Annotated in this window: 31 protein-coding genes, 1 tRNA gene and 1 pseudogene; 15 read left to right on the top strand and 18 right to left on the bottom strand. The window is 69.3% G+C overall.

Annotated features, from left to right (window positions below; translation table 11 throughout):
- Positions 1-10: 10 nt before the first annotated feature.
- The 4 genes from SACE_RS03730 to mrf all read right to left on the bottom strand — a co-directional run bounded on the left by SACE_RS03730 (position 11) and on the right by mrf (position 3,176).
- Positions 11-871, bottom strand: a complete 861-nt coding sequence (locus SACE_RS03730; RefSeq protein WP_011873154.1) for an isocitrate lyase/PEP mutase family protein — start codon at positions 869-871, stop codon at positions 11-13.
- 577 nt (positions 872-1,448) lie between these two features.
- Positions 1,449-1,601 (bottom strand): 50S ribosomal protein L32, encoded by a 153-nt coding sequence (gene rpmF / locus SACE_RS03725; protein ID WP_009950110.1) that lies wholly within the window; start codon positions 1,599-1,601, stop codon positions 1,449-1,451.
- Positions 1,601-1,861 (bottom strand): type B 50S ribosomal protein L31, encoded by a 261-nt coding sequence (locus SACE_RS03720; protein ID WP_009950111.1) that lies wholly within the window; start codon positions 1,859-1,861, stop codon positions 1,601-1,603. Before SACE_RS03720 ends, rpmF begins: the two co-directional genes overlap by 1 nt.
- Positions 1,862-1,886: 25 nt before the next feature.
- Positions 1,887-3,176: a ribosome hibernation factor-recruiting GTPase MRF gene (mrf, locus tag SACE_RS03715; protein ID WP_009950113.1), complete on the bottom strand. Its 1,290-nt coding sequence runs from the start codon at positions 3,174-3,176 to the stop codon at positions 1,887-1,889.
- Positions 3,177-3,280: 104 nt separating this feature from the next.
- On the opposite strand from mrf, the gene rpmB reads away from it, so the two are divergent.
- The 8 genes from rpmB to SACE_RS03670 all read left to right on the top strand — a co-directional run bounded on the left by rpmB (position 3,281) and on the right by SACE_RS03670 (position 7,755).
- Entirely contained in the window at positions 3,281-3,517 is a 237-nt protein-coding gene (gene rpmB, locus SACE_RS03710) for a 50S ribosomal protein L28 (protein ID WP_009950114.1), read from the top strand.
- A complete protein-coding gene (gene rpmG, locus SACE_RS03705; protein ID WP_009950115.1) occupies positions 3,517-3,681 on the top strand; it encodes a 50S ribosomal protein L33 in 165 nt (54 codons plus the stop codon). Before rpmB ends, rpmG begins: the two co-directional genes overlap by 1 nt.
- Before the next feature lie 13 nt (positions 3,682-3,694).
- Positions 3,695-4,000: a 30S ribosomal protein S14 gene (gene rpsN, locus SACE_RS03700; protein WP_009950116.1), complete on the top strand. Its 306-nt coding sequence runs from the start codon at positions 3,695-3,697 to the stop codon at positions 3,998-4,000.
- A 7-nt stretch (positions 4,001-4,007) separates the two neighbouring features.
- Complete coding sequence (gene rpsR / locus SACE_RS03695; protein WP_009950117.1) at positions 4,008-4,253, top strand: 30S ribosomal protein S18; 246 nt, start codon at positions 4,008-4,010, stop codon at positions 4,251-4,253.
- A 279-nt stretch (positions 4,254-4,532) separates the two neighbouring features.
- Positions 4,533-5,213: a 5,6-dimethylbenzimidazole synthase gene (gene bluB / locus SACE_RS03690; RefSeq protein ID WP_009950119.1), complete on the top strand. Its 681-nt coding sequence runs from the start codon at positions 4,533-4,535 to the stop codon at positions 5,211-5,213.
- 92 nt (positions 5,214-5,305) lie between these two features.
- Positions 5,306-6,805, top strand: coding sequence for a tetratricopeptide repeat-containing diguanylate cyclase (locus SACE_RS03685; protein WP_011873152.1), 1,500 nt, complete (start codon positions 5,306-5,308; stop codon positions 6,803-6,805).
- 357 nt (positions 6,806-7,162) lie between these two features.
- Positions 7,163-7,516: a hypothetical protein gene (locus SACE_RS03675; RefSeq protein ID WP_011873151.1), complete on the top strand. Its 354-nt coding sequence runs from the start codon at positions 7,163-7,165 to the stop codon at positions 7,514-7,516.
- A gap of 166 nt (positions 7,517-7,682) precedes the next feature.
- A tRNA-Arg gene (locus SACE_RS03670) sits at positions 7,683-7,755 on the top strand.
- Between the two features lie 33 nt (positions 7,756-7,788).
- On the opposite strand, the gene SACE_RS03665 is transcribed toward SACE_RS03670, so the two are convergent.
- Positions 7,789-8,124, bottom strand: a complete 336-nt coding sequence (locus SACE_RS03665; RefSeq protein WP_011873150.1) for a tyrosine-type recombinase/integrase — start codon at positions 8,122-8,124, stop codon at positions 7,789-7,791.
- 61 nt (positions 8,125-8,185) lie between these two features.
- Between SACE_RS03665 and SACE_RS03660 the strand changes: the two genes are divergently transcribed.
- The gene (locus SACE_RS03660) at positions 8,186-8,557 is read left to right on the top strand and encodes a hypothetical protein (protein WP_143538067.1); all 372 of its coding nucleotides are present in this window, start codon (positions 8,186-8,188) and stop codon (positions 8,555-8,557) included.
- A gap of 27 nt (positions 8,558-8,584) precedes the next feature.
- Here the strand turns inward: SACE_RS03660 and istB are convergent, their stop codons facing one another.
- Entirely contained in the window at positions 8,585-9,385 is an 801-nt protein-coding gene (istB, locus tag SACE_RS03655; RefSeq protein WP_044547099.1) for an IS21-like element helper ATPase IstB, read from the bottom strand.
- Positions 9,385-10,630 (bottom strand): annotated as a pseudogene (gene istA, locus SACE_RS03650) (IS21 family transposase). Before istA ends, istB begins: the two are co-directional and overlap by 1 nt.
- A 674-nt stretch (positions 10,631-11,304) precedes the next feature.
- Between istA and SACE_RS03645 the strand changes: the two are divergent.
- The gene (locus tag SACE_RS03645; protein WP_009950375.1) at positions 11,305-12,120 is read left to right on the top strand and encodes a class I SAM-dependent methyltransferase; all 816 of its coding nucleotides are present in this window, start codon (positions 11,305-11,307) and stop codon (positions 12,118-12,120) included.
- Between the two features lie 338 nt (positions 12,121-12,458).
- Here the strand turns inward: SACE_RS03645 and SACE_RS37375 are convergent, their stop codons facing one another.
- Entirely contained in the window at positions 12,459-12,710 is a 252-nt protein-coding gene (locus tag SACE_RS37375) for a hypothetical protein (RefSeq protein WP_143538066.1), read from the bottom strand.
- 81 nt (positions 12,711-12,791) lie between these two features.
- A complete protein-coding gene (locus SACE_RS36065) occupies positions 12,792-13,178 on the bottom strand; it encodes an SSI family serine proteinase inhibitor (RefSeq protein WP_157894863.1) in 387 nt (128 codons plus the stop codon).
- A 501-nt stretch (positions 13,179-13,679) separates the two neighbouring features.
- Between SACE_RS36065 and SACE_RS37370 the strand changes: the two genes are divergently transcribed.
- Complete coding sequence (locus tag SACE_RS37370) at positions 13,680-14,189, top strand: hypothetical protein (RefSeq protein ID WP_143538064.1); 510 nt, start codon at positions 13,680-13,682, stop codon at positions 14,187-14,189.
- Positions 14,190-14,321: 132 nt separating this feature from the next.
- Here the strand turns inward: SACE_RS37370 and SACE_RS03635 are convergent, their stop codons facing one another.
- The 7 genes from SACE_RS03635 to SACE_RS03600 all read right to left on the bottom strand — a co-directional run bounded on the left by SACE_RS03635 (position 14,322) and on the right by SACE_RS03600 (position 18,850).
- On the bottom strand, positions 14,322-14,876 hold the full coding sequence (locus tag SACE_RS03635; RefSeq protein WP_021341327.1) for a GNAT family N-acetyltransferase: 555 nt from the start codon (positions 14,874-14,876) through the stop codon (positions 14,322-14,324).
- A gap of 147 nt (positions 14,877-15,023) precedes the next feature.
- On the bottom strand, positions 15,024-15,470 hold the full coding sequence (locus SACE_RS03630; protein ID WP_009950379.1) for a hypothetical protein: 447 nt from the start codon (positions 15,468-15,470) through the stop codon (positions 15,024-15,026).
- Between the two features lie 205 nt (positions 15,471-15,675).
- Positions 15,676-16,515, bottom strand: a complete 840-nt coding sequence (locus SACE_RS03625) for a hypothetical protein (RefSeq protein WP_009950380.1) — start codon at positions 16,513-16,515, stop codon at positions 15,676-15,678.
- Between the two features lie 48 nt (positions 16,516-16,563).
- The gene (locus tag SACE_RS03620) at positions 16,564-16,908 is read right to left on the bottom strand and encodes a hypothetical protein (protein WP_009950382.1); all 345 of its coding nucleotides are present in this window, start codon (positions 16,906-16,908) and stop codon (positions 16,564-16,566) included.
- A 19-nt stretch (positions 16,909-16,927) separates the two neighbouring features.
- Complete coding sequence (locus SACE_RS03615) at positions 16,928-17,200, bottom strand: hypothetical protein (protein ID WP_231849917.1); 273 nt, start codon at positions 17,198-17,200, stop codon at positions 16,928-16,930.
- On the bottom strand, positions 17,193-17,516 hold the full coding sequence (locus SACE_RS03610) for an SAV_915 family protein (RefSeq protein WP_011873142.1): 324 nt from the start codon (positions 17,514-17,516) through the stop codon (positions 17,193-17,195). Before SACE_RS03610 ends, SACE_RS03615 begins: the two co-directional genes overlap by 8 nt.
- Positions 17,517-17,749: 233 nt before the next feature.
- A complete protein-coding gene (locus tag SACE_RS03600) occupies positions 17,750-18,850 on the bottom strand; it encodes a DegT/DnrJ/EryC1/StrS family aminotransferase (RefSeq protein ID WP_009950389.1) in 1,101 nt (366 codons plus the stop codon).
- 186 nt (positions 18,851-19,036) lie between these two features.
- Here SACE_RS03600 and SACE_RS03595 point away from each other — a divergent pair, with 186 nt between their 5' ends.
- Complete coding sequence (locus tag SACE_RS03595; protein WP_009950391.1) at positions 19,037-20,182, top strand: 23S rRNA (adenine(2058)-N(6))-methyltransferase Erm(E); 1,146 nt, start codon at positions 19,037-19,039, stop codon at positions 20,180-20,182.
- 54 nt (positions 20,183-20,236) lie between these two features.
- Here SACE_RS03595 and SACE_RS03590 read toward each other — a convergent pair whose 3' ends face one another.
- Positions 20,237-22,663, bottom strand: a complete 2,427-nt coding sequence (locus tag SACE_RS03590) for a beta-glucosidase family protein (protein WP_011873141.1) — start codon at positions 22,661-22,663, stop codon at positions 20,237-20,239.
- A gap of 189 nt (positions 22,664-22,852) precedes the next feature.
- On the opposite strand from SACE_RS03590, the gene SACE_RS03585 reads away from it, so the two are divergent.
- From SACE_RS03585 to SACE_RS03575, 3 genes are read left to right on the top strand one after another with little or no spacing between them, the layout of a single operon-like run.
- The gene (locus SACE_RS03585) at positions 22,853-24,097 is read left to right on the top strand and encodes a class I SAM-dependent methyltransferase (RefSeq protein WP_031334160.1); all 1,245 of its coding nucleotides are present in this window, start codon (positions 22,853-22,855) and stop codon (positions 24,095-24,097) included.
- Positions 24,094-25,308, top strand: coding sequence for a 6-deoxyerythronolide B hydroxylase (gene eryF / locus SACE_RS03580; protein WP_009950397.1), 1,215 nt, complete (start codon positions 24,094-24,096; stop codon positions 25,306-25,308). The genes SACE_RS03585 and eryF overlap by 4 nt, the downstream gene beginning before the upstream one ends.
- Positions 25,305-26,048, top strand: coding sequence for a thioesterase II family protein (locus tag SACE_RS03575; protein ID WP_009950398.1), 744 nt, complete (start codon positions 25,305-25,307; stop codon positions 26,046-26,048). The genes eryF and SACE_RS03575 overlap by 4 nt, the downstream gene beginning before the upstream one ends.
- Here SACE_RS03575 and SACE_RS03570 read toward each other — a convergent pair.
- The gene (locus SACE_RS03570; protein WP_009950399.1) at positions 26,025-26,945 is read right to left on the bottom strand and encodes an SAM-dependent methyltransferase; all 921 of its coding nucleotides are present in this window, start codon (positions 26,943-26,945) and stop codon (positions 26,025-26,027) included. The two genes, SACE_RS03575 and SACE_RS03570, sit on opposite strands and share 24 nt — an antisense overlap.

Genomic DNA, 26,945 nt, shown 5'->3' with positions numbered 1-26,945 from the left:
CGGCCACATCTCAGACGCTCATTCGCACCGGCTTCTCGTGGTGCCTGCTGATGTTCTTCGACAGCAGTTCCAGCGACGAGGCGACACCGACAGCGCCACCCGTCGTTTCCGGCAGCCTTCCGTCGTTGGCGCGCAGTTCCGCCAGCGCGGTGTCGATCGCGGCCTGCGCCGCGAAAAGGCACGGCGTGCTGTAGATGGCGACGTCGACGCCGAGATCGCTGAGCTCGGGCAGCGACAGCCGCGGCGACTTGCCGCCCGCGATCTGGTTGAACAGCAGCGGCTTGTCCCCGATCACGCGGCGGACCTTGCGGATCCACTCGACGCTGCGCACGCCGTCGACCAGCAGCACGTCGGCGTCGGTCTCGGCCAGCGCCGCCGCGCGGCGCAGGATCTCGTCCTCCTCCACGGCGTCGGTGCGCGCGACCACGACCATCTCGTCGCGGGTCGCCAGCACCATCTCCAGCTTCTCGAGGTAGTCCTCCAGCGGCAGGATCTGCTTGCCGTCGACGTGGCCGCAGCGGCGCGGCCTGCGCTGGTCCTCCAGGATCACGCCGGAGGCGCCGATGCGCTCCAGGTGCTCGACGACGTGGCAGGCGACCTCCGGGTCGACGTAGCCGTCGTCGATGTCGACCAGCAGGTGGGTGCGGGGGAACGCCAGCCGCAGCCGCTGCACGAACGCGACGATGTCGGACCAGGCGATGAAACCGATGTCGGGCAGCCCGTAGTGGGAGGCGGCGAAGCCGAAGCCCGAAACGAACAGGCCGTTGTAGTGCTGGGCGGCGACCGACGCCGAATGCATGTCGTAGATGCCGATGAGCGGCGTGATCCCGTCGGAGCGGATTTCATTCCGCAGCGCGGTTCCGTAGTTCATTGCTTTCCTCACATTTGAGCACGACGAACAGCGGATGGCCTGGGATGCCAGTCCGGTGAGAAAACCCCCGAACGGGGGCGAGCATTCGATCCGGAGAGAACCCCTCCGGTACCGCAATCATATTGGGGTCAGAACACCTGTACCAAGTCGCGATCGAGTGGAATGCGCGCCACGATTCGTCAACACCCTCGGTGATCATGACCGCCTTCGGCGAGCCGGGGAGAAGCCGGGGGACGTTTCGGGTTCCGGCGCCGGAATCATCCGCCGGAACGGCGCGCCGATGCGAACCGGTTACGGGAACGGCTTCCGACCAGCGCGGAGCGCTGAGCGGGCGCGCGGCCCGCGGGCACCGGGCCGGGATCGCGGCGGGGTATCGCGTGACACCTGGTTCCCGCAGCCGCTTACTCGATCAAGCGACGCGTGCACACATACTGTTAGAAACAGCGCTTTCGCGACAAAAACCCCGAGTGGGACAAGTCACACGGCGCTTCCGCCATCCGTGAGCGCAAAAGCAGCACCGGGCCCGGCCCGGTCGCGGATCTGGCGGATCGCACGACCGGGCCGGGCCCGCTGGATCTCAACCTTGCTGGAAGTAGCGGACGAGCGGGCGCGGCACCAGCCTGCGCTCGCCGTCGACCACGATCGGCACCAGATCGGGCGCGGCGGCCTTCCACTGCGAACGCCGGTGCCGGGTGTTGCTGCGCGACTTCCTGCGCTTCGGAACGGCCATCACTGCCCTCCCCTGGCCCGGTCGCCGTAGCGGCGGCGGAACTTCTCCACGCGGCCCTGGGTGTCCAGCACCTGGCGGCCACCAGTCCAGAACGGGTGCGACGCCGACGTCACGTCGACGACGATCAACGGGTACGAGTTGCCGTCGGACCACTCGACGCGCTCCTCCGAGGTCGCGGTCGACCTCGTGAGGAACTGCGTGCCGGTGGAGCGGTCGCGGAACACGACCGGCCCGTACTCGGGGTGGATTCCCGGCTTCACGGTTTACCTCCTCGCTCTTCGGATCTCACTGCTTGCCGCCGTCGCGGGCGGCGTCGGCGGAACCGGTGGCCGGTTCCGAGCCCGTGCCCGCGCCCATGTCGGGGCACGGGTCGGTGTGCCATTCGCCGAACGGGTCCTCGTAGCCGGCCCACACCGCCTCGCCCTCGGCGATCTCGGCGTCGGTGAGCAGTGCCGAGCGCAGTGCGCGGGTGATCTCGCGCGGGTCGGCCTCGTGGGCGATGACGACCAGTTCCTGCATCCGGTCGCCGTAGTAGTCGTCCCAGTTCAGCGAGGCTCTGACCTGGCGCTCGGCCGAGACCTCGTCCCACTGCGCGGTGTCGAGCGCGGCCAGCCAAGGTCCCGCGTGGCCGACGTTGAGGCCGCCGCCCGCCGACTCCAGCCAGAGCGCCGCGCCGGGCTGGCTGGCCACCCACGCCCGCCCGCGCGTGCGCACGACGCCGTCGAGCAGGACGTCCAGCACCTCGTGCAGCCGCTGCGGGTGGAACGGCCTGCGCTCCTCGAACAGCACCACGCAGACCCCGGCCTCGGACTCCAGCGACGGCTGGCCGCGCAGCAGCGGACCGTGCGGCCAGTCGATACGTCCCCGCCGCGCCTCCGCGGGAACCCGGGCGAGCAGGTCCGCCGGGTCGAGGCCGTCGAGGTGGCCGCGCGGCGCGGTCGGGGTGAGCCTGCTGATCACCGCCTCGGTGCGGACCTCCTGCCAGCGGTCCTCCGCCTCGCCCGCCAGCACGACCGCGTCGGCGAACTCGACCTGTCCCACCACGACCTGCGCGACGGTCCGCTCGTCGTCGGGGCTGCCCGCCAGGCCCCGCTCGGCCAGCTCGTCCTCGCCCGACGCGTCGGACAGCCACGAGGGCCGGTCGACCACCGCGATCACGGCCTCGACGGCGACGTCGGTGTCGAGCGTGCCGCCGTCGACCACCACGTGCTGCAACGCCCAGCAGATCGCCTCCGGCTCCAGCGCCGGGTCGAGCCGCACCACGATGCGCTCGACGTCGGGCGCGGCGCACAGGCGGCGCAGCAGCGGCAGGAAGTCCTCGCGCAGCGTGCAGGACACGCAGCCGTGCACCAGTTCCAGCACCGCGAGCTGCTCGTGGTCGCCGTGTCGGACGTGCCTGCGGACGACGCCCTGGGAGATCTCGCGCAGGTCGTGCTGCACGACGACGGTGCGCGCGGCATCCCGTGCGCGGACCGCCTCGGCTGCCCGCGCCACCTGCTCCTCGTGGATTCCGGACACCACGACCAGCGGGACCCGCCGGTCGGTGCCCGCCGCACCGGACGGCTCGGTGTGCATCCCAACCCCAAACTCAGTCGGCAACGGTTTTCATTTTCTCTACGGCCACGCTACCCTGTCGCCCAGCGTTAATGAAAACGGATGTCGTTATCGAGAGGTGGGTCATGTCCGTCCGCTGCCAGGTGACCGGGAAGAAGCCCGGCTACGGCAAGCAGGTCTCGCACTCCCACGTGCGGACCAACCGCCGCTGGATGCCCAACGTCCAGCGGCGGCGGTACTGGCTGCCGTCGGAAGGGCGGTGGGTGCGGCTGCGGCTGTCGGCCAAGGCCATGAAGACCATCGACCGGCGGGGCATCGAGTCGGTCGTCGCCGAGATGCGCGCGAGGGGAGAACGGGTCTGATGGCGAGCAACGACGTCCGGCCGGTGATCAAGCTCCGCTCCACCGCAGGCACCGGCCACACCTACGTGACCAGGAAGAACCGCCGCAACGACCCGGACCGGATGCGGCTGCGCAAGTACGACCCGGTCATCCGGGCCCACGTCGAGTACCGGGAAGAGCGCTGAGGAGGAGGGCCGGATGGCCAAGAAGTCCAAGATCGCCCGCGACGCCCAGCGGCGCGCTGTGGTGGCCCGCTACGCGCAGCGGCGGGCCGAGCTGAAGCGGATCATCGCCGCGCCGGGCAGCAGCCCCGAGGAGCGCGCCGCGGCGCAGCAGGAACTGCGCAGGCAGCCGCGCGACGCGAGCGCGACGCGCCTGCGCAACCGCGACGCCGTCGACGGGCGGCCGCGCGGGTACTTCCGCAAGTTCGGGCTCTCCCGGGTGCGGCTGCGCCAGCTCGCGCACTCCGGCGAGCTGCCCGGTGTCACGAAGTCGAGCTGGTGAGGTCGCGATGCGCAACGAGCAACGGCGCGGCGGGCAGCGCCGCGGCAAGCCCAACCTCCTGCAGCGCGCGGGGGTGGTCCAGGTCGACTGGAAGGACACCGATCTGCTCCGCAGGTTCATCTCGGACCGGGGCAAGATCCGCTCCCGCCGCGTGACCGGCCTGACCATGCAGGAACAGCGCGAGGTCGCGACAGCCATCAAGAACGCACGGGAGATGGCCCTGCTGCCCTACCCCGCGGCGGCGAAGCGCTGAGGCCGCTCGGGGCGCCCCTGTCCCGGGCACCCGTCTGGGACAGGGGCGCCTCAACGGTCCCGCATGGCTCAGCGGCCCCTCGAATCCCGCTCCGCCGCCGTTGAATCCAGTTTTGGATCTTTGAAGCGGCGCCAGCCGCTTGGCCCACCCCCACAACCGGCACCGCCGCGGTTCCCGCCATCGGCACCGACACGCAAGGCGAGGTCGAAGACAGCCTCGCTAGGCCGGCCGGGTGGGTGTTTGCACCATGCGCACCACCGCACGGCAGGATGGTCGGCGATGACGACCGCCCGACGTGTACCGCAGTTCCCCGCTTCCACCCCCGCCGCCGACCTCTACGACGTGATCCAGCGCCGCCGCGACGTGCGCTCGGAGTTCACCGGCGGCGAGATCCCCGACGACGTCCTGGACCGCGTCCTCACCGCCGCGCACAGCGCCCCCAGCGTGGGCCTGTCCCAGCCGTGGGACTTCGTCCTCGTGCGCGACGAGTCGACGCGCCGCTCCTTCCGCGAGCACGTGCTCGCCGAGCGCAGCGTCTTCGCAGCCCAGCTCAGGGGTGAGCGGGCGCAGACCTTCTCCAAGATCAAGGTGGAGGGCATCGTCGAGTCGTCGATGGGCGTGGTCGTCACCTACGACCCCGACCGCGGCGCCCCCGAGGTGCTCGGCAGGCACGCCATCGCCGACGCCGGGCTGTACTCGGTGTGCCTGGCGATCCAGAACCTGTGGCTGACCGCCACCGCCGAGGGCCTCGGCGTGGGCTGGGTGAGCTTCTACCGCGAGGAGTTCCTGCGCAGGCTGCTCGACATTCCCACAGGTGTGCGCCCGGTGGCATGGTTGTGCGTGGGGCCCGTCCGCGCGCTGGCCGACACGCCCGACCTCGAACGCCACGGCTGGCGCCGTCGGCTACCGCTGGAGAAGGTGGTGCACTACGAGAAGTACCGGCACGGGCTGGCCAGGTAGCCTGGGCGATCGGCCAGGCGCTGACGACAGGTAGGCATTCGACTACCCGAGGAGTGACTGCGGGGGACGCAGTGCGGCAGGACTTTCCGCTGATGGCGGGCCAGTTGCCCGCGCAGGACCGCGAGATCCGGTCCCTGCTGGACTCCGGGCGCTTCGAGGAGGCCGACGTCGCCTTCGACGAGCTCACCTCCATCCGGCCCAACCTCGTCGGCGACCAGTGGAACCGTGCGACGGTGCTGGTTCACCGCGCCTCGCTGGCCTGGCGGCTTGACCGCATCCCGCTCGCGCTGGAGCTGGCCGCCGAGGGCTGGACCGAGCTCGACGTCGACCACCCGAGCGGCGTGTCGGCGGCCCACACCATCAGCATGCTCGGCTACCTGCTGGAGACGATCGGGCACCGGGCTCCGGCGCTGGAGCTGATGGCGCTGTCGGTGCAGGTCGCGCGCAAGTCCGGGGAGAAGTCGACGCTCGCGCACTGCCTGACCAGGGAGGCCAACTCGCTGGTGTTCCGGGCGGTCGGCAGGCGCAACGAGTCGGCGGCCGAGCAGTTCGAGCAGGCCCGCGCCCTGTTCGAGGAGGCGCGCACGCTGGCGAGTCCGGGGCAGGTGCAGCGCTCGGCGCTGGCCGGCGGCTCGCGGGCGCACGCCGGGGTCGGCGACCTCGACGCCGCCGAGCGGCTGGCCCACGAGGCGCTGCGGCTGAGCGGACCGGTGCGGGACCTCTTCAGCTCCTCGGTGGCGAACTGGACGCTGGCCGTCGTGCGGCGCGCGCAGGACCGCCTCACCGACGCCAGGACGTTCGCCAGCCGGGCGCTCGACGGCGCCGAGTCGATCCGCGACACGATGCTGATGATGCGGTTCTCGCTCGACCTGGCGTCGATCTGCGGACAGCTCTCCGACCCCGTCGGCGAGTCGGAGGCCCTGCGGCGCACGGTCGACGCCTCCAGCCTGGCGGTCGAGACGCTGCAGGAAGGGCTCGGCCAGGCCCTCGAGCAGCGCCGGGTCGCCGTCCAGGCGCAGCGGATGGCCATGGCGGCCCAGGAGGCGGCGCTGCGCGACCCGCTGACCGGCCTGACCAACCGGCTCGGCCTGGAGCGCCGCGCACCGGTGCTGCTGGAGCAGACGGCGGCGAAGGGGCGCGTCCCCTGGCTGATGCTGGTCGACGTCGACTGGTTCAAGGACGTCAACGACGACGCGGGGCACGCGGCGGGCGACGCCGCGCTCCAGGAGGTCGCGCACCTGCTGCGCCGCGAGTGCCGGGTGGACGACCTGATCTGCCGCTGGGCGGGCGACGAGTTCGTGGTCCTGCTCGTCGACGCGTCCGAGGAGTCCGGCCCGGCGGTGGCCGAGCGGATACGCGCAGCCGTCGACGCCCACGACTGGCGGCTGGTCGTGGGGCGGATGAAGCAGCCCCCGACCGTCAGCATCGGCGTGGCGGCAGGCCCCGCGGAGCTCGAACACCTCTTCGCCGCGGCCGACATCGCCCTGTACCGGGCCAAGCGCGCCGGCCGCAACCGCGTCGAGATCGACGACGAGAGCAGCACCCAGGACGAATCCGAAATGCCGACCATCAGCCCGACGGACTCGCGGTGACCCGCAGCCGTCCCGGGCCGCGTTCGGTGGCTGCCCCTTTGCGCGTCCCGTTCGCATCATCCGCGGAAGGCAGCTCCGCTAGGATCCACCGTTCCCTCGGAACCTCGGAACCTCGGAACCTCGGAACCTCGGAACCTCGGAACCGCTGGCGCGCCGCTCCGCTGCTCCGGCGCCGACCGCCGGGCCGCCGCATCCGCTGAACCCGTAGGCGACCGCCGGCTCCGCCCCTCCGACCACACCGAGACCTACGTCCCCGCTGGTCGCGCGAGCCTCTGGGACACCGTTCCCGTCCAGCGCCGCATCCTCGCCGTCGTTCGGACCTTCACCGCCCTGGACCGCCTGCACGACGTCTTCCCGGTGCTGGCCGACGACCTCCGTCTCGAAATCCGCTTCGCCGTCGCCGCGGGTTCGCGGTTCACCGGCGAGCTCGCCGACCACCTGCGCCGCTCGCACATGCGCGTCGTCGACTGGGCGGCGATCTCCGCCGGCGCCTTCGACCTCGCGATCTCCCCGAGCAGCAACGGCGCCCTGCACGAGTTGCCGATGCCCGTCATGACGCTGCCGCACGGCGCGGGCTACCACAAGAAGCCCGCCACGGACGCCGGCTTCACCGATGGCGTCTCGGGTCTCTCGCCGGAACAGCTCGTCCACGACGGAACCACCCCGGCCTGCATCAGGTTCCGCACCTCACCGCGGTTCTCGTTGCGGTGACCCTCGTTGCCCATACCGCCCCCAGGACGCGGTGCGTAACGATCACCCGACCATACGCGCCCCCCGCCGACCACCGCCCATCGCGCCCCTGACCACGTCTCGGCACCACGTGTCGGCCAAGCCACCGCCACCCGGTACCCTCCAGGATGGGTCGCACACGACCCAAGCCCTCGTAGCTCAGGGGATAGAGCACCGCTCTCCTAAAGCGGGTGTCGCAGGTTCGAATCCTGCCGGGGGCGCAAAACCGCAGGGCACAGACGTGGGGGACTGATCTAGTTCAAGATCAACCCCCACTTTATCCCCACAATTGCCTCACGCCGTCGGATCGAGGTTGACCAGGGCATCGGCCACCGAGCTTCCGCCGTGTGCCGGTCCATGTACTCGTCCTGCGTCATGCTGATCTTCTCGTGGCCGAGGTAGTCGGCGATCTCCCGAGGAGGGAGGCCGGCCCGGTCCAGCACCGTCGCGACCAGGTGCCGGAAGGCGTGCGGGTGCAGGCCCTCCCACTCCGTCTCGAACACCGCGTCCCGAATATTGGCCCTGGTGTTGTCCGTATCCCGCAGCGTGCCGGAGGACGACGGGTACACCCACTCCGAGGCCGACACCACGTGGCGCTGCTCGAGCTGCTCCAGGTATCAGGCCGGAGGCCTGACCGTCCGCATCCCTGCCATGGACTTCGTGTGGGGGTGGACGAACAGCGGGGTCCCTGATGACGGTGCCCTCGATCTCGACCGTGCCCGCGTGAAAATCCACTTTCGACCAGTCCAACGCCAGGAGTTCAGCGATCCGGCGGCCCAACGCAGCAAGCCCATCAACGAGGTCCGGCAGATCCCAGCGAATCCACTTCTTCTGACCGCGCACATGCTTGCGCAGGCCGGGAAGCTCTTTCGGATACAGCTTCATCCGATCACGCTTCCTTTCGGCCTTCGCCTTCTTGCTGACCTTGGGCAAGACGACCTGGCGCACCGGGTTCGTCTCCAGGATGTCGAACCGGACCGCGTGTCAACGGCGGCCGAATGTGGACCCGGCTGCGGCGGCTGAAAATGGACCCACCCTGGTTGTTGATGTTTAGTCGTTGGTGTTGGTGGCCGCGGGCACGCGGCCGAGGTCTTGGCGGTCTTTGAGGCGGTAGCTGTCTCCTTTCAGTGAGATGACTTCGGCGTGGTGCACGAGGCGGTCGATCATGGCGGCGGCGACGACGTCGTCGCCGAAGACCTCGCCCCAGCGGCCGAAGGGTTTGTTGCTGGTGACGATCAGGCTGGCTCTCTCGTAGCGGGCGGAGACCAGCTGGAAGAACAGGTTCGCGGCTTCGGCTTCGAACGGGATGTAGCCGACCTCGTCGATGATCAGTAGCGGGATCCGGCCGAGTTTGACCAGTTCCTGCTGGAGTCGTCCGGCGTGGCTGGCCTCGGCGAGCCGGGCTACCCACCCGGCGGCGGTGGCAAACGAGACGCGGTGTCCGGCCTGGCAGGCCCGGATCCCGAGTCCGATCGACAGGTGGGTCTTGCCGGTGCCGGGAGGCCCGAGGAAGACCACGTTTTCCTTGCCCGCGATGAAGTCCAGTGTTCCGAGATGTGTGATCGTGTCGCGTTTGAGGGAGCGTTGGTGATCGAAATCGAACTCCTCCAGCGACTTCCTGCTCGGGAACCGGGCGGTGCGGATGCGGCCCTCGCCGCCGTGGGACTCGCGGGCGGCGACCTCGCGTTGCAGGCAGGCGGCCAGGAACTCCTCGTGGGACCAGTCCTCGGCCCGGGCCCGTTCGGCCAGCCGCTCGACCGCCCCGGCCAGCGACGGTGCCTTCAACGCCCGGGCGAGGTAGGCGATCTCGGCAGCCACGTTGCGACTACTGGTGGTGGGTTTGCCGGGCATCACGCCACCCCCTGGTCATCGGTGGTGTCGGTGTCGAGGCCGAGTGCGCGGTCGTAGTCGGCGAGCTCGCGGTGCTCGACGGGTGTGTCGACCGGGCGCAGGCTGGCCCGGCGGGCTTGCTGGCGCAGCCTGGCTGCGGCGGTGGCGTGGTCGGGGTCGGTGATGCTCTGGTGCGCCGCCCAACACCGCTGATGCCGGGCGACCAGGCCGCCACCTTGGCAGGACCTTCCACGTGCTCTAGATCGCCGGTGATCTCGACGCGGTGACCGATCGCCGACGGGTGCACCGAGTAGTCGTTGGCGCCCAACCGCACGTAGTGATCACGCGGCAGCCGGATACTCGCGCGCCATCCGGTCACTGGGGCCACCGGCGGCAAGGCCAGCATGGCTTGCCGTCGTGCTCCCACCGGTCGGCCGGCCGACACCCGAGGATGCGGTGGTGACGTTGGTTGGCCCGAACCAGCCAGTCGGCCAGCTGGGTGTTGAAATCAGCCGGTGAGGTGAACCGGCGGCCGGGCAGAAACGAGGTCTCCAGATAGCCGTTGGCCCGTTCCACCAGCCCTTTGGCCTCCGGGTCACCGAGGCGGCATTGGATCACCGCGATCCCGAGCGTCCCGCGAAAAGCGTTCATCGCCTCGGTCAGCACCGGCCGACCGGCCTTGCGGAACCCGACCGCGGACTCGTTGTCCCACACCAGCGTCTTGGGCACCCGCCCCCACCCCGACAACAGCGCCCAGTGCCCGGCCAGCAGATCCGGGCCCTGCCGCGACGGGATCAACCTCGCGGCGATCACCCGCGAATAGCCCGACACCATCACCAGCACCGGCGGCCGCCCCACCTGCCCGAACCCCAGCGGGATATCGACCGGCGGGAACCACAGGTCGCATTGGGCCAGCTCACCGGGCTGATACACCGTCCGCGACACCGGATCCGGCGGCAGGAACAACGGGCGCAACTCCCGCACCCGGTCCTTGAGCACCGTCAGGCCCCGCTGCCAGCCGATCCTCTCGGCGATCACCGGCACCGGCATCGTCGGCCACTCCGCCAGCAACGCCCGGATCTGCGGCTCCACCGCATCCACGACCGAGCCCTTCGACGGCCGCTGATACCGCGGCGGCCCCTCCGAAGCCAACGCCCGCCGCACCGTGTTCCGCCCGACACCCAGCTTCCGGACGATCGCCCGAATCGGCATGCCCTCACACCGATGCAACCGACGGATCTCTGCCCAGTCCTCCACGCTGATCACTCCCTACTTGTCAGGGAGTGGGTCCGATTTCGCCCGCCCACACCGGGTCAGGATTCACCCGTCCGCGACACCGCGATGGCCGGGATCGCACCCATGACCACCTTGGCGTGTTGCGCGCTTCCTGGTCCTGCCGAGTCGTGCACCCTGCGGAGGACCTTCGTCAGCAACGACACCTTGCACTCCGAGACCCGTAGACCCCCACCGCCTTCTCCAGGTCGCGTGCCCAGCTATCGCGGTAGGTGTTCTTCGTCCGCAGTGCCTTGTCCGACTCGTCAAGGGCGGCCCCTGCGGGGCCGCAGTGCTGAAACCGAACTTCCGGACGCGACGAGGTCCAGGAGGACGAGGACCAGGAGCACGAGCTGGAGCAAGAGGGAGGCGAACCGCGGTTCCGGTCGCGATGCCTACCGCCGGTCAAGGTGCCTTCCGGACAGGTTCAAAAGGACGGTGCTGGGCACGCGGAGAGCCGTACCCGGCTTGCCAGTTCCTACGGGCATGCCAACGTGCCGGGACGTAGGGGTTGCCTGGCTGTGGTCCTGTTCTTCGAGGTCGAGCAAGTGTCCTAAGGGCTCTGCCGTGACTGGGTTCTGAGTGATTCATTCGCTTGACTGGGGCCGTCAGCTGGCACACTTGCGTGGCTGCGGCTTGTGAGGCGCTGGGACGGGGATCGTAGTGCCATGAAGAAGCAGCGGTTTGACGTGTGGGCGGTCGGGTCCGCGTACGAGCGGTACATGGGTCGGTGGAGTCGGGCTGTCGCGGAGGAGTTCGCGGCGTGGCTCAACTGCGCAGACAAGCTGCGGTGGGTGGACGTGGGATGCGGTACTGGCGTGCTGTCGGCTGCGGTGGCGGCCCGGTGCCGGCCTCGATTGACGGTGGGAATCGACCGGTCCGAGGGGTTCGTGGTCTCAGCCCGAACCACGGCTCCAGTCTCGACGTACTTCATCGTGGCAGACGCGATGTCGCTTCCAGTACGCGACGACGCGTGCGATGTGGCCGTCAGCGGACTTGCCCTGAACTTCCTTCCTGCACCCACTGCGGCGGTAGCGGAAATGGCCCGGGCGGTCCGGCCGGGCGGCCTGATCGCGGCGTATGTGTGGGACTACGCCGGCGGCATGGAGTTCATTCGCCGGTTTTGGGACGCCGCCATCGAGGTGGATCCGTCCGCAGCCGCAATGGACGAAGGTCGCCGGTTCCCTGTATGCCATCCGGAACGGCTGCGCGCGGTATGGGCTGACGCGGGGCTTGTCGATGTGTCAACCGCCTCGATCGAGGTGGCCACCGTCTTCACCGACTTCGCCGACCTGTGGAACCCCTTCCTAGCGGGGCAGGGACCTGCACCAGGGTACGTAGCCGCCCTCCCACCAGCCGACCGGGAGCGAGTGCGTGACGCGCTCAGCGCGGCTGTGCCCAGGAGGCTGGACGGTTCCATCGCGCTCACAGCCCGGGCTTGGGCGGTGCGCGGCCGGAGGGTGGTCCACACCGAGGCGAGTTGAGGGCTGTCCCGTCAGGTCTATGGGCCAATCAGCATCATCCCGATACAAGCCCAGGCGTGCGCCCAACGACTGAATGCGCCCACACCTGGCGGGTGTGGGCGCATCTGCCTTTCCACTACACCCGTAGGGCACGCGGCTTGCACGACGCCCGCACCGCCGCACTGGGCGGGCGCGTCGCCGCACGCCTTCCGGGCCGTCGCCTACCAAGCGCTCCATTGGAGCCTCGCACCAGTGGTCTCCGGAATGCCCGCAGGAGACGGTGTTCGAAGCGGTGACGTCTGCACTGGCTTCAACCGCAGCAGTCTTGGTCGGGGCGACCTCACGCACCAGTAGCACCCCTATGACAGCCCAGAAAAAGCACTGGCGAGGCCATCAGAGTCGTCTAGTACTACGCCAGTGGGACGTTGCGGATCCCCTGAGGTGACAGCGACCAGCGCCTCGCGTACCCGACTGTGCCCGTGCCTATCGACGAGCTGATGAAACCGATCGATCGCGATGTCGTCCCGCACGCCGGCGAACTTCATCAGACGCAAGATCTCGACTGCAACTCCGGCGTCCGGATCATCTTCCATAGAGTGCACCTCAGTCACGAAGAGAAAGGCTCAGTACTGCCAGTGATCTGAACCACAAGATCCATGGAACAGGAGTCCCCTGCGCACTGCGGTGGTGTCTTAGATGTCGAACACGGCGCCCGTCTGCACACTGAGGACGCAGCTGTTGGAATAAGTCTGCTCGAAGCTGACCACGGAGCCGTGCCAGCGGCCGACCGCGGTCACGGTGACCGGGTCGAGCTCCATCGTGCACGGCGCGTTCACCTGCTGCGCCTGCACTGAGGCGAGGTTTCCGTCGGCGGCTTCGAGTTGCACGCACGCTTCCTTTGCGTGCCGGTGCGATCCGCCTGCAGGCTGACACCTCAAAACCGCGTTGCGAGTTTCATTGGAACGGTCACTGGTGACCGAGATCCGGATTTTGGACTGTTTGACCACATCGACACCAGAGGGCACTGCAGTCGCGTTCGCGAACGCGGGCGCGAGCGTCGTACCGGCAGTGATGGTCAACACGAGGAGAATGCGGCGGAACGTTCTGTTCAACCTTGTTTTCTTTCTCTGGTTGGACATTACGCAGGCGATCATATGGGCTAGAGCGAATGCACCAAATAGCCGTTACGGAAGCGTTGTGAACAGCTACTCCACGTTCCCGTCGAAAGTAAAGTTAGCCTTCCTTGTTCACCACGTGAATCATATTCGTCTTTGTCGTGATCTACACTCTGCCCTGCCACGGCCCCCCTTCCGTGGCGCGTGAACGCCTCGGCTCGGACCCCCAGCGAGCCGAGGCGTCACCACGAAAGGCGCCCCGCGTGCCCACGGGGCGACGCGCGGGGCCCTGTCGTATGAGTGGAGCTGGACCACGGATCCGTTCCGGCATGGCAGAGCTGTTAGCAGCTCGAGCCAGACCGCCCGAACCAGGAGTCGCACCGAGTTTTCCCGGCGGCCCGAGATGCACACTCCGGCGCTGTTGCCATGCGATCCGCGGAGAAGTTCTTCCACACCCACGGTGGCGTGGACTTCGGACTGCTCGTCTGTGACCCGCCGCTGCTGGAGTACTACTCCCGGCTCGGCTGGCGGAAGTTCACCGGACGACTACTCATCACCCAATTCGGCGAGAACGCCGAATTCACCTACTCTCGAGTCATGACCCTGCCGGTTCTCGGCGCTGCACCGGCCGACGGCGCAATAGACCTAGGGGACTCCATGGTGAAGCAGGAATTCTCGACCCTGGCCGAACTTCTGGAATTCCGCGCGACGACGGCTGCGACCAGATCGCCTACACGTTCCTCCGCATTCAGACCGGCCGCGAGATCATCCACAATTTTCCCCACTTTGCCCCACAAATTGACCGCCGAACGACCATGCGTACCCACTGACCACCAACGTTTGCAATCGCGATTCAGGCAGGCCATAGAGCATAACCGAGAGCACCCAAAGCCAAAAGCAAGATCGCCTAAAGCGGTGTCGCAGGTTCGAATACTGCCGGAGGCGCCGATCGCTACCTGGGCAGATCGCTCCTGACCTGCGAGAAGAGGCGCAGGGAGCGACCCGGGCCGCTGTCTGGTTGTGTCCGGTTGTGCTGTCCAGGAGCCGTGCCAAGTACCTGCCCACAAAATGGTGGGCAGGTTCAGCACGCGCGCCGTGGCTCCGCGGTCAATCGATCCAGTACCGGCGCCTCGAAGGAGCTCCCGGCTCGGCGGGAACGAGCGAGTCCAGCTGCCCACCGCAGGCTTCGATGACCGCTATCGAAGCGATGTTGTCGTCGCACGTGACGAGGACTCGTTTCACTCCATGGGCTCTCGCGACGACAAGGCTCTGCCTGAGGATTTCGGTCGCATACCCGCGTCGGCGATGCTGCGGGAGGACGGCGTAGCCGATGTGTCCTCCTACACTGGCCAGGAAGTCGTTGATAACGTGCCGGATGGACGTCCGGCCGACGATCTCCCCACCGACGTCGGCTACCAGGAAGGGCGCGGGAACCATGCCTTTCGGCAGGTTGATGCCCGCTCGCCCCTCCTCCAGCGCCTCGAGATAGCGACCCCACGACATGTCGTTCTGGAGGCCGAGGCCGAAGTTGAATCCCTCCGCTGCCATCGTCCTGTGAGCAGCGAGAAACGCATCTTGGTCCTCGACACGCAACGGCCTGAGCCGAAGTCCCGCGGCCGTCGAGGCCCTGCAGTCACCCCTCGCGTCATGACGGCTGCTCATCGAATGACCGTAACCAGATGAGGGAGACGGATCCAGCGATTTGCCCACCGGTGGGCAGGCCGATGAACCCGAGACCGGAACGGTGACGCGGAGACCTGATCGGGACTCGGCGTAGGTGGTGCAACCAGTGGCCCGCGGTTGTCACTATTACTCGCTGCTATCCGAGTCCTGTGTTCGGCCTCGGGACTTCGATCCCCGTAGCCCTGCTGCGGCGACCTCGGGGTACGTGCCTCTGGCGGGGCGGTTGACCTCGGCGCCGTTGGCGGCGGAGTGGCGCATGCCGAGGTACACCAGGTCCCACAGCCTGCGGTTCGCCTGGAACAAGTACGGCTTGGCTCCGACCGCACGGCCGTCGCGGTCCTCGAGCACGAGGTCGTGACCGTTCGCTCCGCGCGCGACCAGCCGGATGCTGGTGAGTTCATAGGTGCACACCCAGTGGCGCCGGAATCTCACCCAGTCGGCCCCGGCAGTGACGACCTCGGAGCGCCAAGCGTAGACGTTGAAGGCGTACAGGCCGCCGACGAAGAGCCAGGTTGGCCAGAAGGTGAGCGTCCACATCACGCCGCTGTGCAGCATGCCGGCGACCAGCAGCACTGCTGAGGGAACCAGGCTCGTGAGCCATGCACTGAGCCTCGAGCCCCGGTAGTACTCCAGCACAGGGCTCTGCCCCTTGGGCGGCCGCGGTACACGAGAAGGTTTGCGTTCGTTGTAGCCCTCCGCGTGCTGCGTGGGCGCGGTCGGCGGTCTTGGCTCGCCGGATTGGGGATCCGGTCGGGTTGGCAGCTGGTCGGTGATGTCATCACCAGCCATGGCGGGCCTTTCGGTGCTCGTCGGTCTGGTCGGCGGGGCTGTTGCCCCCGTCGCCGCCCATGTCACGGTAGAGGTCGCGGAGATCGTGGTCCTGGAAGTAGGTCCACGTGGCACTGTCGGCGAACCCGACGCCAGGACCGAGTGCCGTGATGGGCGCTGTCGTCGCAGCGCCGACTGCACCACCAGAACCCGCGACGGCCGCGCTGGACACCGCGGTGCTGAAGCCCAGACCGCCGAAGTTCGCCCAGATGTCCTTGGCCACCGGCTTGCCCTGTGCGATGTCCTGCACTGTGAAGAACCCCGTACCGACAACGCCCACGAGGTTGAAGAGCTTCGCCATGCCGGTGGCCGGCTTCTTCGAGTCCGCCCAATCGCCCGTGATCCGCGCGAGTTGCTTGAGAACCGCTTCCCCGGCTTTGGTCTGGCCGCCGCCGAGCAGGAGCTTGGCGTTGCCTTCGGCCGCGCGGCGGTCCACACCGACGTTGGCCATGAGGGTGGCGAGCCTGGCCTCCCGCGCGGACGCTGACATCGTCGAGTCTGCGGACAGGCGCTCGAAGTTCCTGGCGAAGTCCTCCATCTTCGCGGCGTTCTCGGCCAGGGTGGCGTGCGTTCCGTGCGCGGTGCCGGCCGCGACCAGTCCGCGCAGGAGCCAGGTCTTCGGATCAGCCAGCAGGGCGTCGATGATGCCGTTGATGGCTTTCAGCAGAGTTCGGTGCGCGGTCCGTTCACGGTCGCGCTCGTCGTCGGCGATCGCTTGGATCTCGCGATAAGCGTCGCGTTTGGCCTCGAGTTCCTCGTGCGCCCGGGCGAGTGGGTCCAAACCGGGCATGTCCCCGCCTGCACCATCCGGTGCGGTGTCGGCCGCGCTGCCCGGTGGCTAGTGGATCATGGGGCCGGTCACCGTCAGGCCCGCCTCATGGGCGATCTGAAGGCACTGGTCCATGCGTGCCTTGACGGTGTCGATGTCGTCGGCGAAGAGGTTCAACCCCCACACCAGCCAGTCGATCGCCTCTGCCGTCCGGTCGGTGTCGGCGCCGCAGTGCGCCAGCCTGTCCCGGCAGGCATCGCCTGCCTGACCCTGCCAGATCGCCTCCGACGCCGATCGGACCCGATTGACCGCGGCCCCGGCATCCTGGTCGGCAGCGGAAAGCTGCTCGAGCCAGTCCACCAGCCGCCGGCACGAAGCCGGGTCGGACTTCACGTGCGTTTCAACGCTGCCCATCGATTTCCCCCTCAGCCGATCAGGGCGGCTTGGGCATGCCGTTCGCGCCCGACTCGTCGACGCGCCGGTACTCGTCCCTCGACGCGCGGATCTCACCGGCCACCATGCGCAGCTCGCCGCTGATCCCCGCGCTCGTCTTCGCCACCCGGGCCACCGCATCGGCCAGCAGCGCGATGGACTCCCCGGCGTTCGCCAGCGGTGGCGCGCCCATCGCGTCCAGCGTTCGAGTCCCGCTCTCGGTCTCGTCGGCGAGCCCACCCATCTCGTCCATGCGAGTGCGGAAGTCAGCCATCCTCGCCCCTCGTGCCACCGGGGAGCGGGACGTCCTCGCGGATCACCTGGGCTCCCACCTGCTCGACGACGGCCGGGAGCTCCTTCGTAGGCACCTTCATCCAGGGCTGGTGCTCGCCGCAGCACTCCACGAGTCGTTCCAGGCTCGTGTAGAGCACCAGCGCGAGCGCGCCCCCGGTCGTCTGGCGCAGCTCCAACTGGGCCTGCCTGCCGTCCGCACCCGCTTGAGCCGGGATGAACACCTCCGCGACCGGTTCACCACCGGTCTCCGCGACCGGGTGCCTGCCACCGCCGTCGTCTCCGCCCGGCGACGTCATCGAACCCTCCCCACGTGTCGATCTCCGCGGGACCGTATCGAGCGGACACGGCCCACCTGCCCGGGAAGTGCAACCACTACGGGGAGAGCTTCGATGAGTGGGGCGAAATCCACGACGAACCCAACGCTTGGGAGCGGATCAAGACCGGGGAAGCGATCCCGGTGAACGCGGGAGCGGACCGGGCGCGGATTGCGCGGCGGGTGTGCTTCCACTGCGCGTGAGCCGAACGCAGATCAAGCCCCAGCCTTGAGGGTCGCGATGACGTGGTCTGCCGCCTCCCTGGAGAGGTGGGGGCCGATGGGGAGGCTGAGGACCTCCCCCGCCAGAGACTCCGCAACGGGGAAGGAGCCTGGGGGCAGGCCGAGGTCGGCGTAGGCGGGTGAGAGGTGGACCGGGGTCGGGTAGTGGATGAGGGTCTGGACGCCCGCGTCGGTCAGGTGGCGTTGGAGGTGGTCGCGGTTCTCGCAGCGGAGGACGAAGAGGTGCCAGGCTGAGTCGGCCCAGGGGTGGGTTTCCGGGAGCGTGATGCCGGGGACGTCCTTCAGTTCCGTCTGGTAGTGCTGCGCCAGCGTTGTGCGGCGGGCGTTCCAGTCGTCGAGGTGGCGGAGCTTGACGCGCAGGACCGCCGCCTGGAGTTCGTCGAGGCGGGCGTTGGTGCCGCGGACCTCGTGCACGTACTTCTGCTTCGAGCCGTAGTTGCGCAGCAGGCGGATGCGCTCGGCCAGGGCCGGGTCGGTGGTGACGACCGCGCCGCCGTCGCCCAGCGCTCCGAGGTTCTTGCCCGGGTAGAAGCTGAAGGCCGCGGCGTTCGAGCCGGCGCCGACGCGGTGGCCGCGGTGGCGGGCGCCGACCGCCTGTGCGACGTCCTCCACCAGTGCCAGGCCGTGGCGGTCGGCGATCGCTCGCAGCGCGTCGAGGTCCGCAGGGTGGCCGTAGAGGTGCACCGGCAGGATGGCGGCCGTCCGCGGCGTGATGGCCTGTTCCACCAGGGCCGGATCGAGCGTGTGGCTCACGCCTTCCGGTTCGACTGGCACCGGCACCGCGCCCACGCGGGACACCGCGAGCCACGTCGCGATGAAGGTGTGGGACGGCACGATCACCTCGTCGCCCTGACCGACGCCCAGCGCCAGCAGGCTCAGCTCCAGCGCGTCGCATCCGCTGCCGACCGTCACGCAGTGCGCGTTCTCGCAGTAGGCGGCGAACTCCGCCTCGAACGCCTCGTTCTCCGGCCCGTGCAGGTACCAGCCCGACCCGAGCACGCGCCGGCACGCCTGGTCGATGTCGGACCGGAGTTCGAGGTACGCGGCTTGCAGGTCCAGGAAGGGGACGTCCATGCGAGTGTCCGTTCGAGTGGCGGCTTGCGCCCGATGCTAGTCGCGGTTGATCGGCGATCGCAGGTGCACGCGGTCGATCTTGACGGCTGGCGAGAGGTGCGGGGAGGATCTGACCGACGCGGTCCACACGTGGCACCGCGATGCTGTTGTGGGCTGGACAATCGTGCCGGTTGGTAGGATCCAGCGGTGAGCAGTTCGGACGAGCAGCCGCGCCCGCGTCGCCGCAACCAGGATCGGCAGCACCCCAACCAGAACCGGCCGGTGCTGGGCCGTACCGAGCGGGACCGCAACCGGCGCCAGTTCGGGCAGAACTTCCTCCGCGACCGCAAGACCATCGCGCGCATCGCCGAGACAGCCGAGCTGCGGCCCGATCTGCCGGTGCTGGAAGCCGGCCCCGGCGAAGGGCTGCTCACCAGGGAACTCGCCGACCGCGCGCGTCAGGTGACGTCGTACGAGATCGACCCCCGGCTGGCGAAGTCGTTGCGGGAGAAGCTTTCCGGCCACCCGAACATCGAAGTCGTCAACGCCGACTTCCTCACCGCCGAACCGCCGCCCGAGCCGTTCGCCTTCGTCGGCGCGATCCCCTACGGCATCACCTCGGCGATCGTGGACTGGTGCCTGGAGGCGCCGACGATCGAGACGGCGACGATGGTCACGCAGCTGGAGTTCGCCCGGAAGCGGACCGGCGATTACGGCCGCTGGAGCCGCCTCACGGTGATGACCTGGCCGCTGTTCGAGTGGGAGTTCGTCGAGAAGGTCGACCGCCGGCTGTTCAAGCCGGTGCCCAAGGTCGACTCGGCGATCATGCGGCTGCGCAGGCGCGCCGAACCGCTGCTGGAAGGCGCGGCGCTCGAACGCTACGAGTCGATGGTCGAGCTGTGCTTCACCGGCGTCGGCGGCAACATCCAGGCGTCGCTTCTGCGCAAGTACCCGAGGCGCCGCGTCGAGGCGGCGCTCGACCACGCGGGGGTCGGGGGCGGCGCCGTGGTCGCCTACGTCCGGCCGGAGCAGTGGCTCCGGCTGTTCGAGCGGCTGGATCAGAAGAACGAACCGAGGGGTGGGCAGCCCCAGCGGGGCAGGCGAACCGGCGGACGGGACCACGGGGACCGGCGAACCGGCGGGCAGGATCGCGGCGATCGGCGAACCGGCGGCCGCGACCACAGGGACCGGCAAGCCAGCGGCCACGGCGATCGTCGCAGCAGCGGACGCAATCGCGACGACGGACGAACCGGCGAGCGCGAGCAGGGGGACCAAGGCGGGCGGCGGGGGCCGTCCGGGGGTGGACGGACCGGCGGACGTCCAGGGCGACGCGGCGGACCCGGGCAGCGGTAGTCCCCGGCACGCGGAACGGGGCAGGCCGTCGAGCGGCCTGTTGGTCGAGAGGAATCAGAGGTTGATGTCGGCCCGGAGGTCGATGTCGCGCGACGACGAGCCGATCTCCACCGCTCGCTTGCCGCCCCCGAGCTTCCAGCCGCCCGCGGCTTCGTCCCAGTGCTGGAGGGCCCGCTCCGCGACGTGCACCCGGACGCGCTTGGTCTCGCCCGGTGCGAGTTCGACCTTCTGGTACCCGGCGAGCTGCCGCGGTGCCTGGTCCAGCGGAACCTGCGGGCTGGGGCCGAGGTAGACCTGCACGACGTCGCTGCCGCGCCGCTGACCGGTGTTGCGCACGGTCACCGTCACGTCGAGGCCGTCGCGGGTGCGCTCGACGACCGGGTCGGTGCGCTCGAACGTGGTGTAGGAAAGCCCGTGCCCGAACGGGAAAAGCGGGTCCACACCCTCCCGGTCGTACCAGCGGTAGCCCGAGAAGATGCCCTCCGAGTAGTGCACCTTCCCGTCCACGCCGGGGAAGCGCGCCGGGTCGCCGCCGACGGGCGTGCGTTCCTGCGACACCGGGAAGGTCTGGGTGAGCCGGCCGCCGGGCTCGGCGTCGCCGAACAGCAGCGCCGTGGTGGCCTCCGCCCCGGCCTGTCCCGGGTACCACATGTCGAGCACCGCGCGGGTCTTGTCCAGCCACGGCATCGTGACCGACGAGCCGGTGTTGAGCACCACGACGGTGTTCGGGTTGACCGAGGCGACGGCGTCGATCAGCTTGTCCTGGGTGCCGGGCAGGCTCAGCGACGTGCGGTCGGCGGTCTCCGCGCCGTCGTCGTAGGCGAAAACCACCGCGACGTCGGAGTCGCGCGCCCGCTCCACCGCCGCGTCGAACTCGCGCTGGGCGTGCCCCGGGGTGACCCAGGTCAGGTCGACGTCGAGCGAACCGCCGCCCACCGGCGCCGCTCCGGTCATCTGGATGGTGTGCTCGCCCTTGGTGAGCCAGACCGGCACGCTGGTGAGCGGGCCGAAGACGTCGCCGACGCCGATCGGGGCGCCGCCGTCGATCTGCAGGCTCCCGTTGCCTCCGTCGATCCTGGCCGCGATGCGGTAGAGCCCGTCGGCGTCCACCTTCAGCCTGCCGTCGTAGATCACGCCGCCTGATGGGGGCGGCGTGACCTCGCCGGGCACGAACGCCGGTTGCAGCGCGGTTTCCGGGATCGGAGCGCCCTTCAGCTCCTCGCCGACGGAGTACCCGACGCGACCGCCGCTGCCGACGCGCTGGGTGATGGTGTCCAGCGGCGCGTTGGCGAAGTCGGGCTCGACGTAGGAGCTGCCCAGCCCGGTGACCTTCGGCTGTTGGGCCGACGGCCCGATGACCGCGATGTCCTGGCCCGCCGCGGGATCCAGCGGCAGCACGCCGCCCTCGTTGCGCAGCAGCACCGCGCCCGACTCGGCGACCTCCTGGGCGATGCGGGTGCCGCCCGCGACGTCGCGCTCCGGCCGCGGCGGCTTGGTCTCGTCGAGCAGGCCGAACCGCTCGAACTGGGTGAGGATGCGGCGCACCGACGCGTCGAGCGCGGACTCGGGAATGCGGCCCTCCCGGATGGCCTTCTTCAGCGCCTCGCCCAGGTACTTGCCCCTGAACAGGCTGCCGTCCTCGCGGACCTCGACGCCCATCTCCTGGTCGAGCCCGGCGACGAGGTCCTCGGTGGCGTGGGTGGCGGTCCAGTCCGACATCACCCAGCCCTTGAAACCCCACTGCTCCTTGAGGATCTCGGTGAGCAGCTGCCGGTGGCCGCAGGCGTGCGTGCCGTTGACCTTGGGGTAGGCGCACATCACCGATGTCGCGCCGGCGGCGACCGCGGCCTCGAAGCCGGGCAGCTCCAGCTCCCGCAGGGTGCGCTGGTCCACGTCGACGTCGATGGTGAACCGGTCGGTCTCCTGGGTGTTGGCCGCGTAGTGCTTGGCGCTGGTCATCAGCCCCTGGCTGTGGATGCCGCGGATCTGGGCGGCCGCGGTGCGGGCGGTGACCAGCGGGTCCTCGCTGAAGGTCTCGAAGTTGCGTCCCGCCTGCGGGACGCGGATGTTGTTGACCATCGGGCCCAGGATGATGTCCTGCTCGAACGCGCGGCCCTCCCTGCCGAGCACCGTGCCGTACTCGTGGGCCAGCCGGTCGTCGAACGCCGACGCCAGCGCGACCGGCGCGGGCATGGCGATCGCCGGCTGGTGGATGGTGACCCCGGCGGGCCCGTCGGTGCCGCGGATCTGCGGGATGCCCAGGCGCGGTACTCCGGGCAGCCAGAGCTTCGCCAGCGGGTCCTTCTCGTTGTAGTCCCAGTAGACGAAGGAGAGCTTCTCGTCCAGGGTCAGCTGTCCGATCAGCTCATCCACCCGCTGCGAATGGCGTACCGGCGATACGGCCGCCACGAGCAGCGGAACTACCAACAACAGCGGCGCGATGCGGATGACCAGCCGTTTCACGCGCTCACCCCCAGTCATGCAAACAATTTTCAGCTTGATCAACCTAACACCGGCGCGCGGTGCCGACACGGACTTTTCGGACGCCGCTCCTCGGCCGGACATCGCAGCGGAAAGCGCGATCCACAATGGACGCAACGGGAGTCGTAAACCGGCTGATGTGATCCAGGACACAAAGCTCGACGGGTTGGCCGCGGCGCCGCGCTCGTTATGATCTTCCTTGTGGGACTAGGCAAATGCCGCATATGCGGGAACCATGACCTCGAGTCCGTGCTGCACCTGGGAGATCAGGCCCTCACCGGAGTGTTCCCCCGGAACCGCGACGAAATCGTGCCCTCGGTCCCGCTCGAACTGGTCAAGTGCGCGCCGCCCGGCTGCGGACTGGTCCAGCTGCGCGAGAGCGCCGATTTCGGGCTGATGTACAACGAGGGATACGGCTACCGGTCCGGCATCCGCCCGTTCATGATCAACCACCTGCACGGCAAGGTGGCCAAGCTGCGGGGCATGGTGCCGGTGGGCCCGGACGACCTGGTGGTCGACATCGGCAGCAACGACTCCACGCTGCTGCGCGGATACCTGCCCGACGCCCCGAAGCTGGCCGGCTTCGACCTGGTGGGCGAGAAGTTCCGCGACCTCTACCCGCCGGAGGCCGACCTGGTCACCGGGTTCTTCTCGGCCGACGCCTTCGAGGAGCGCTACGGCGAGCGCCGCGCAAAGGTCGTCACCTCCATCGCGATGTTCTACGACCTGCCCGAGCCGATGCGGTTCATGCGGGACGTGCACGACATCCTGGCCGACGACGGGCTCTGGCTGATGGAGCAGAGCTACCTGCCCTCCATGCTCGACGCCGGCGCCTACGACGTCGTGTGCCACGAGCACCTCGAGTACTACGCGCTCGCGCAGATCGAGTGGATGGCGCAGCGGGTCGGGCTGAAGGTCGTCGACGCCGAGATCACCGACGTCTACGGCGGCAGCCTGTGCGCCGTGCTGGCCAAGCAAGGCAGCGGCCACCCGGTCGACGAGGCGGGCCTGGAGCGCATCCGCGCCCGCGAGGCCGCCGCGAAGCTCGACACCATGGCCCCCTACGAGGCGTTCGCGCGCGAAACCGAGCGCCAGCGCGACCAACTGCTGGAGTTCCTGGCCAAGTCCCGCGCCGAGGGCAAGCTGACGCTCGGCTACGGCGCCTCGACCAAGGGCAACGTCATCCTCCAGTACTGCGGGCTCACCGAGCAGGACCTGCCCTGCATCGGCGAGGTCAGCCCGGAGAAGTCCGGTTGCTACACCCCGGGCACCGGGATCCCGATCGTGTCGGAGGAAGAGGCCAAGTCGCGCCGCCCCGACCAGCTGCTGGTGCTGCCCTGGATCTACCGCGACGGGTTCGTCGAACGCGAGCAGGAGTTCCTCGCTGGCGGCGGAAAGCTGATCTTCCCCCTACCCCGACTGGAAGTCGTATGACGACCGTTCCCGATCTCGAAAGCGACTCCTTCCACGTCGACTGGTACCGCACCTACGCCGAGCTGCGCGAGACCGCGCCGGTGACGCCGGTGCGCTTCCTCGGCCAGGACGCGTGGCTGGTCACCGGCTACGACGAGGCGAAGGCCGCGCTGAGCGACCTGCGCCTGAGCAGCGACCCGAAGAAGAAGTACCCGGGCGTGGAGGTCGAGTTCCCGGCATACCTCGGTTTCCCCGAGGACGTGCGGAACTACTTCGCCACCAACATGGGCACCAGCGACCCGCCGACCCACACCCGGCTGCGCAAGCTGGTGTCGCAGGAGTTCACCGTCCGCCGCGTGGAGGCGATGCGGCCCCGCGTCGAGCAGATCACCGCGGAGCTGCTCGACGAGGTGGGCGACTCCGGCGTGGTCGACATCGTCGACCGCTTCGCCCACCCGCTGCCCATCAAGGTCATCTGCGAGCTGCTCGGCGTCGACGAGAAGTACCGCGGGGAGTTCGGGCGGTGGAGCTCGGAGATCCTGGTCATGGACCCGGAGCGGGCCGAACAGCGCGGGCAGGCGGCCAGGGAGGTCGTCAACTTCATCCTCGACCTGGTCGAGCGCCGCCGCACCGAGCCCGGCGACGACCTGCTGTCCGCGCTGATCAGGGTCCAGGACGACGATGACGGTCGGCTCAGCGCCGACGAGCTGACCTCCATCGCGCTGGTGCTGCTGCTGGCCGGTTTCGAGGCGTCGGTGAGCCTCATCGGGATCGGCACCTACCTGCTGCTCACCCACCCGGACCAGCTCGCGCTGGTGCGGCGGGACCCGTCGGCGCTGCCCAACGCCGTCGAGGAGATCCTGCGCTACATCGCTCCGCCGGAGACCACCACGCGCTTCGCCGCGGAGGAGGTGGAGATCGGCGGTGTCGCGATCCCCCAGTACAGCACGGTGCTGGTCGCGAACGGCGCGGCCAACCGCGACCCGAAGCAGTTCCCGGACCCCCACCGCTTCGACGTCACCCGCGACACCCGCGGCCACCTGTCGTTCGGGCAGGGCATCCACTTCTGCATGGGCCGGCCGCTGGCCAAGCTGGAGGGCGAGGTGGCGCTGCGGGCGCTGTTCGGCCGCTTCCCCGCTCTGTCGCTGGGAATCGACGCCGACGACGTGGTGTGGCGGCGTTCGCTGCTGCTGCGGGGCATCGACCACCTACCGGTGCGGCTCGACGGATGAGCACCTGGCTGCGGCGGTTCGGTCCTCCCGTCGAGCACCGGGCGCGGCTGGTGTGCTTCCCGCACGCGGGAGCCGCGGCCGACTCCTACCTCGACCTCGCGCGCGCCTTGGCGCCCGAGATCGACGTGCACGCCGTGCAGTACCCGGGGCGCCAGGACCGCCGCGACGAGGAGCCCCTGGGCACCGCCGGCGAGATCGCCGACGAGGTGGCCGCCGTGCTGCGCGCGTCGGGCGGCGACGGCCCGTTCGCCCTGTTCGGGCACAGCATGGGCGCGTTGATCGCCTACGAGACGGCGCGCAGGCTCGAACGCGAGCCCGGCGGCGGGCCGCTGCGGCTGTTCGTGTCCGGGCAGACCGCCCCGCGCGTGCACGAGCGCCGCACCGACCTGCCCGGCGACGACGGTCTGGTGGACGAGCTGCGCCGGCTCGGCACCAGCGAGGCGGCGCTGGCCGACGAGGCCCTGCTCGCCATGTCGCTGCCGGTGCTGCGCGCCGACTACCGCGTGCTGCGCTCCTACGCCTGGGCGGACGGACCACCGCTGCGGGCCGGCATCACCGCGCTGTGCGGCGACGCCGACCCGCTGACCGCGACCGGGGACGCCGAGCGCTGGTTGCAGCACTCGGTCATCCCCGGCCGGACCAGGACCTTCCCCGGCGGGCACTTCTACCTGGGTGAACAGGTCACCGAGGTGGCCGGTGCCGTGCGCCGGGACCTGCTACGCGCCGGGCTTGCGGGCTGAGGCGATCACGAAGTCGAGCGCGGGCAGCTCGCCCTTCATGCCCGAGTCGCTGGTCAGCGACCGCTTGACCTGGCTGTAGAAGAGCCTGCTCACGCTCTTCTTGAACGACTCGTCCTGCAGCTTGCGCAGCCAGTAGTCCAGCCAGGGCTCCATCACGTTGTCGCGGACCGACTTCACCTCGACGTCGACGAAGCCCGCTTCGCGGAGCTGCTTGGCGTAGGTCTCGCGGGGCACCCAGTTCTCCACCGGGATGCCGCCGGACAGCGATCCCGACCGCTGCGGCGCCAGCTTCGGCGGTCCGTCGGAACCGGGCTCGCGCAGGTCGAGCGGGATGATGTCGCCGATGGCCAGCACGCCTCCGGGCTTGAGCACCTCGAACGCGCCCTTGAAGAAGTCGGTCCGCGGCTCGTAGTGCAGGGCCGACTCCAGGGAGGTGACGCGGTCGAAGGTCTCCGCGCCGAAGGGCAGGTCGGTCGCCGAGCCCTCCTTGAACTGCAGGCGGTCCTGCACGTTCTCGCGCTCCGCGCGCTCGGAGGCGATGCGGACGTGGCTCGGGGTCAGGTCGACGCCGACGATCCTGGCCGGCTTGCGCGTCTCGAGCCAGAAGAAGTCCTGCGCGCCGAGCCCGAACCCGACGTCGAGCACCTCGTCGCCCTCGCTGATCCCCGCGGCCTCGGCGAGCTGGTTCGCCAGCTCCTGGTTGGCCTCCTCCAGGCCGGCGCACCCGGGCTTCCAGTAGCCGAGGTTGATGTAGGCGCCCTCGGTCGTGGCCTCGTGGTCGTCGGCGAACAGCTCGTAGGCCAGGCGCGCACGGCTGGACGGCCGCACCCTGGTCCACACGTGCCACTTGGCGAAGTCGACCAGGTCCTGCAACGCTGACTTCTGCTTCACGCTCAC

This window comes from Saccharopolyspora erythraea NRRL 2338 (assembly GCF_000062885.1).
Taxonomy (GTDB): Bacteria; Actinomycetota; Actinomycetes; order Mycobacteriales; family Pseudonocardiaceae; genus Saccharopolyspora_D; species Saccharopolyspora_D erythraea.
Note: the sequence above shows the minus strand (reverse complement) of the source record. Positions and strands in the feature narration are given on the sequence as shown.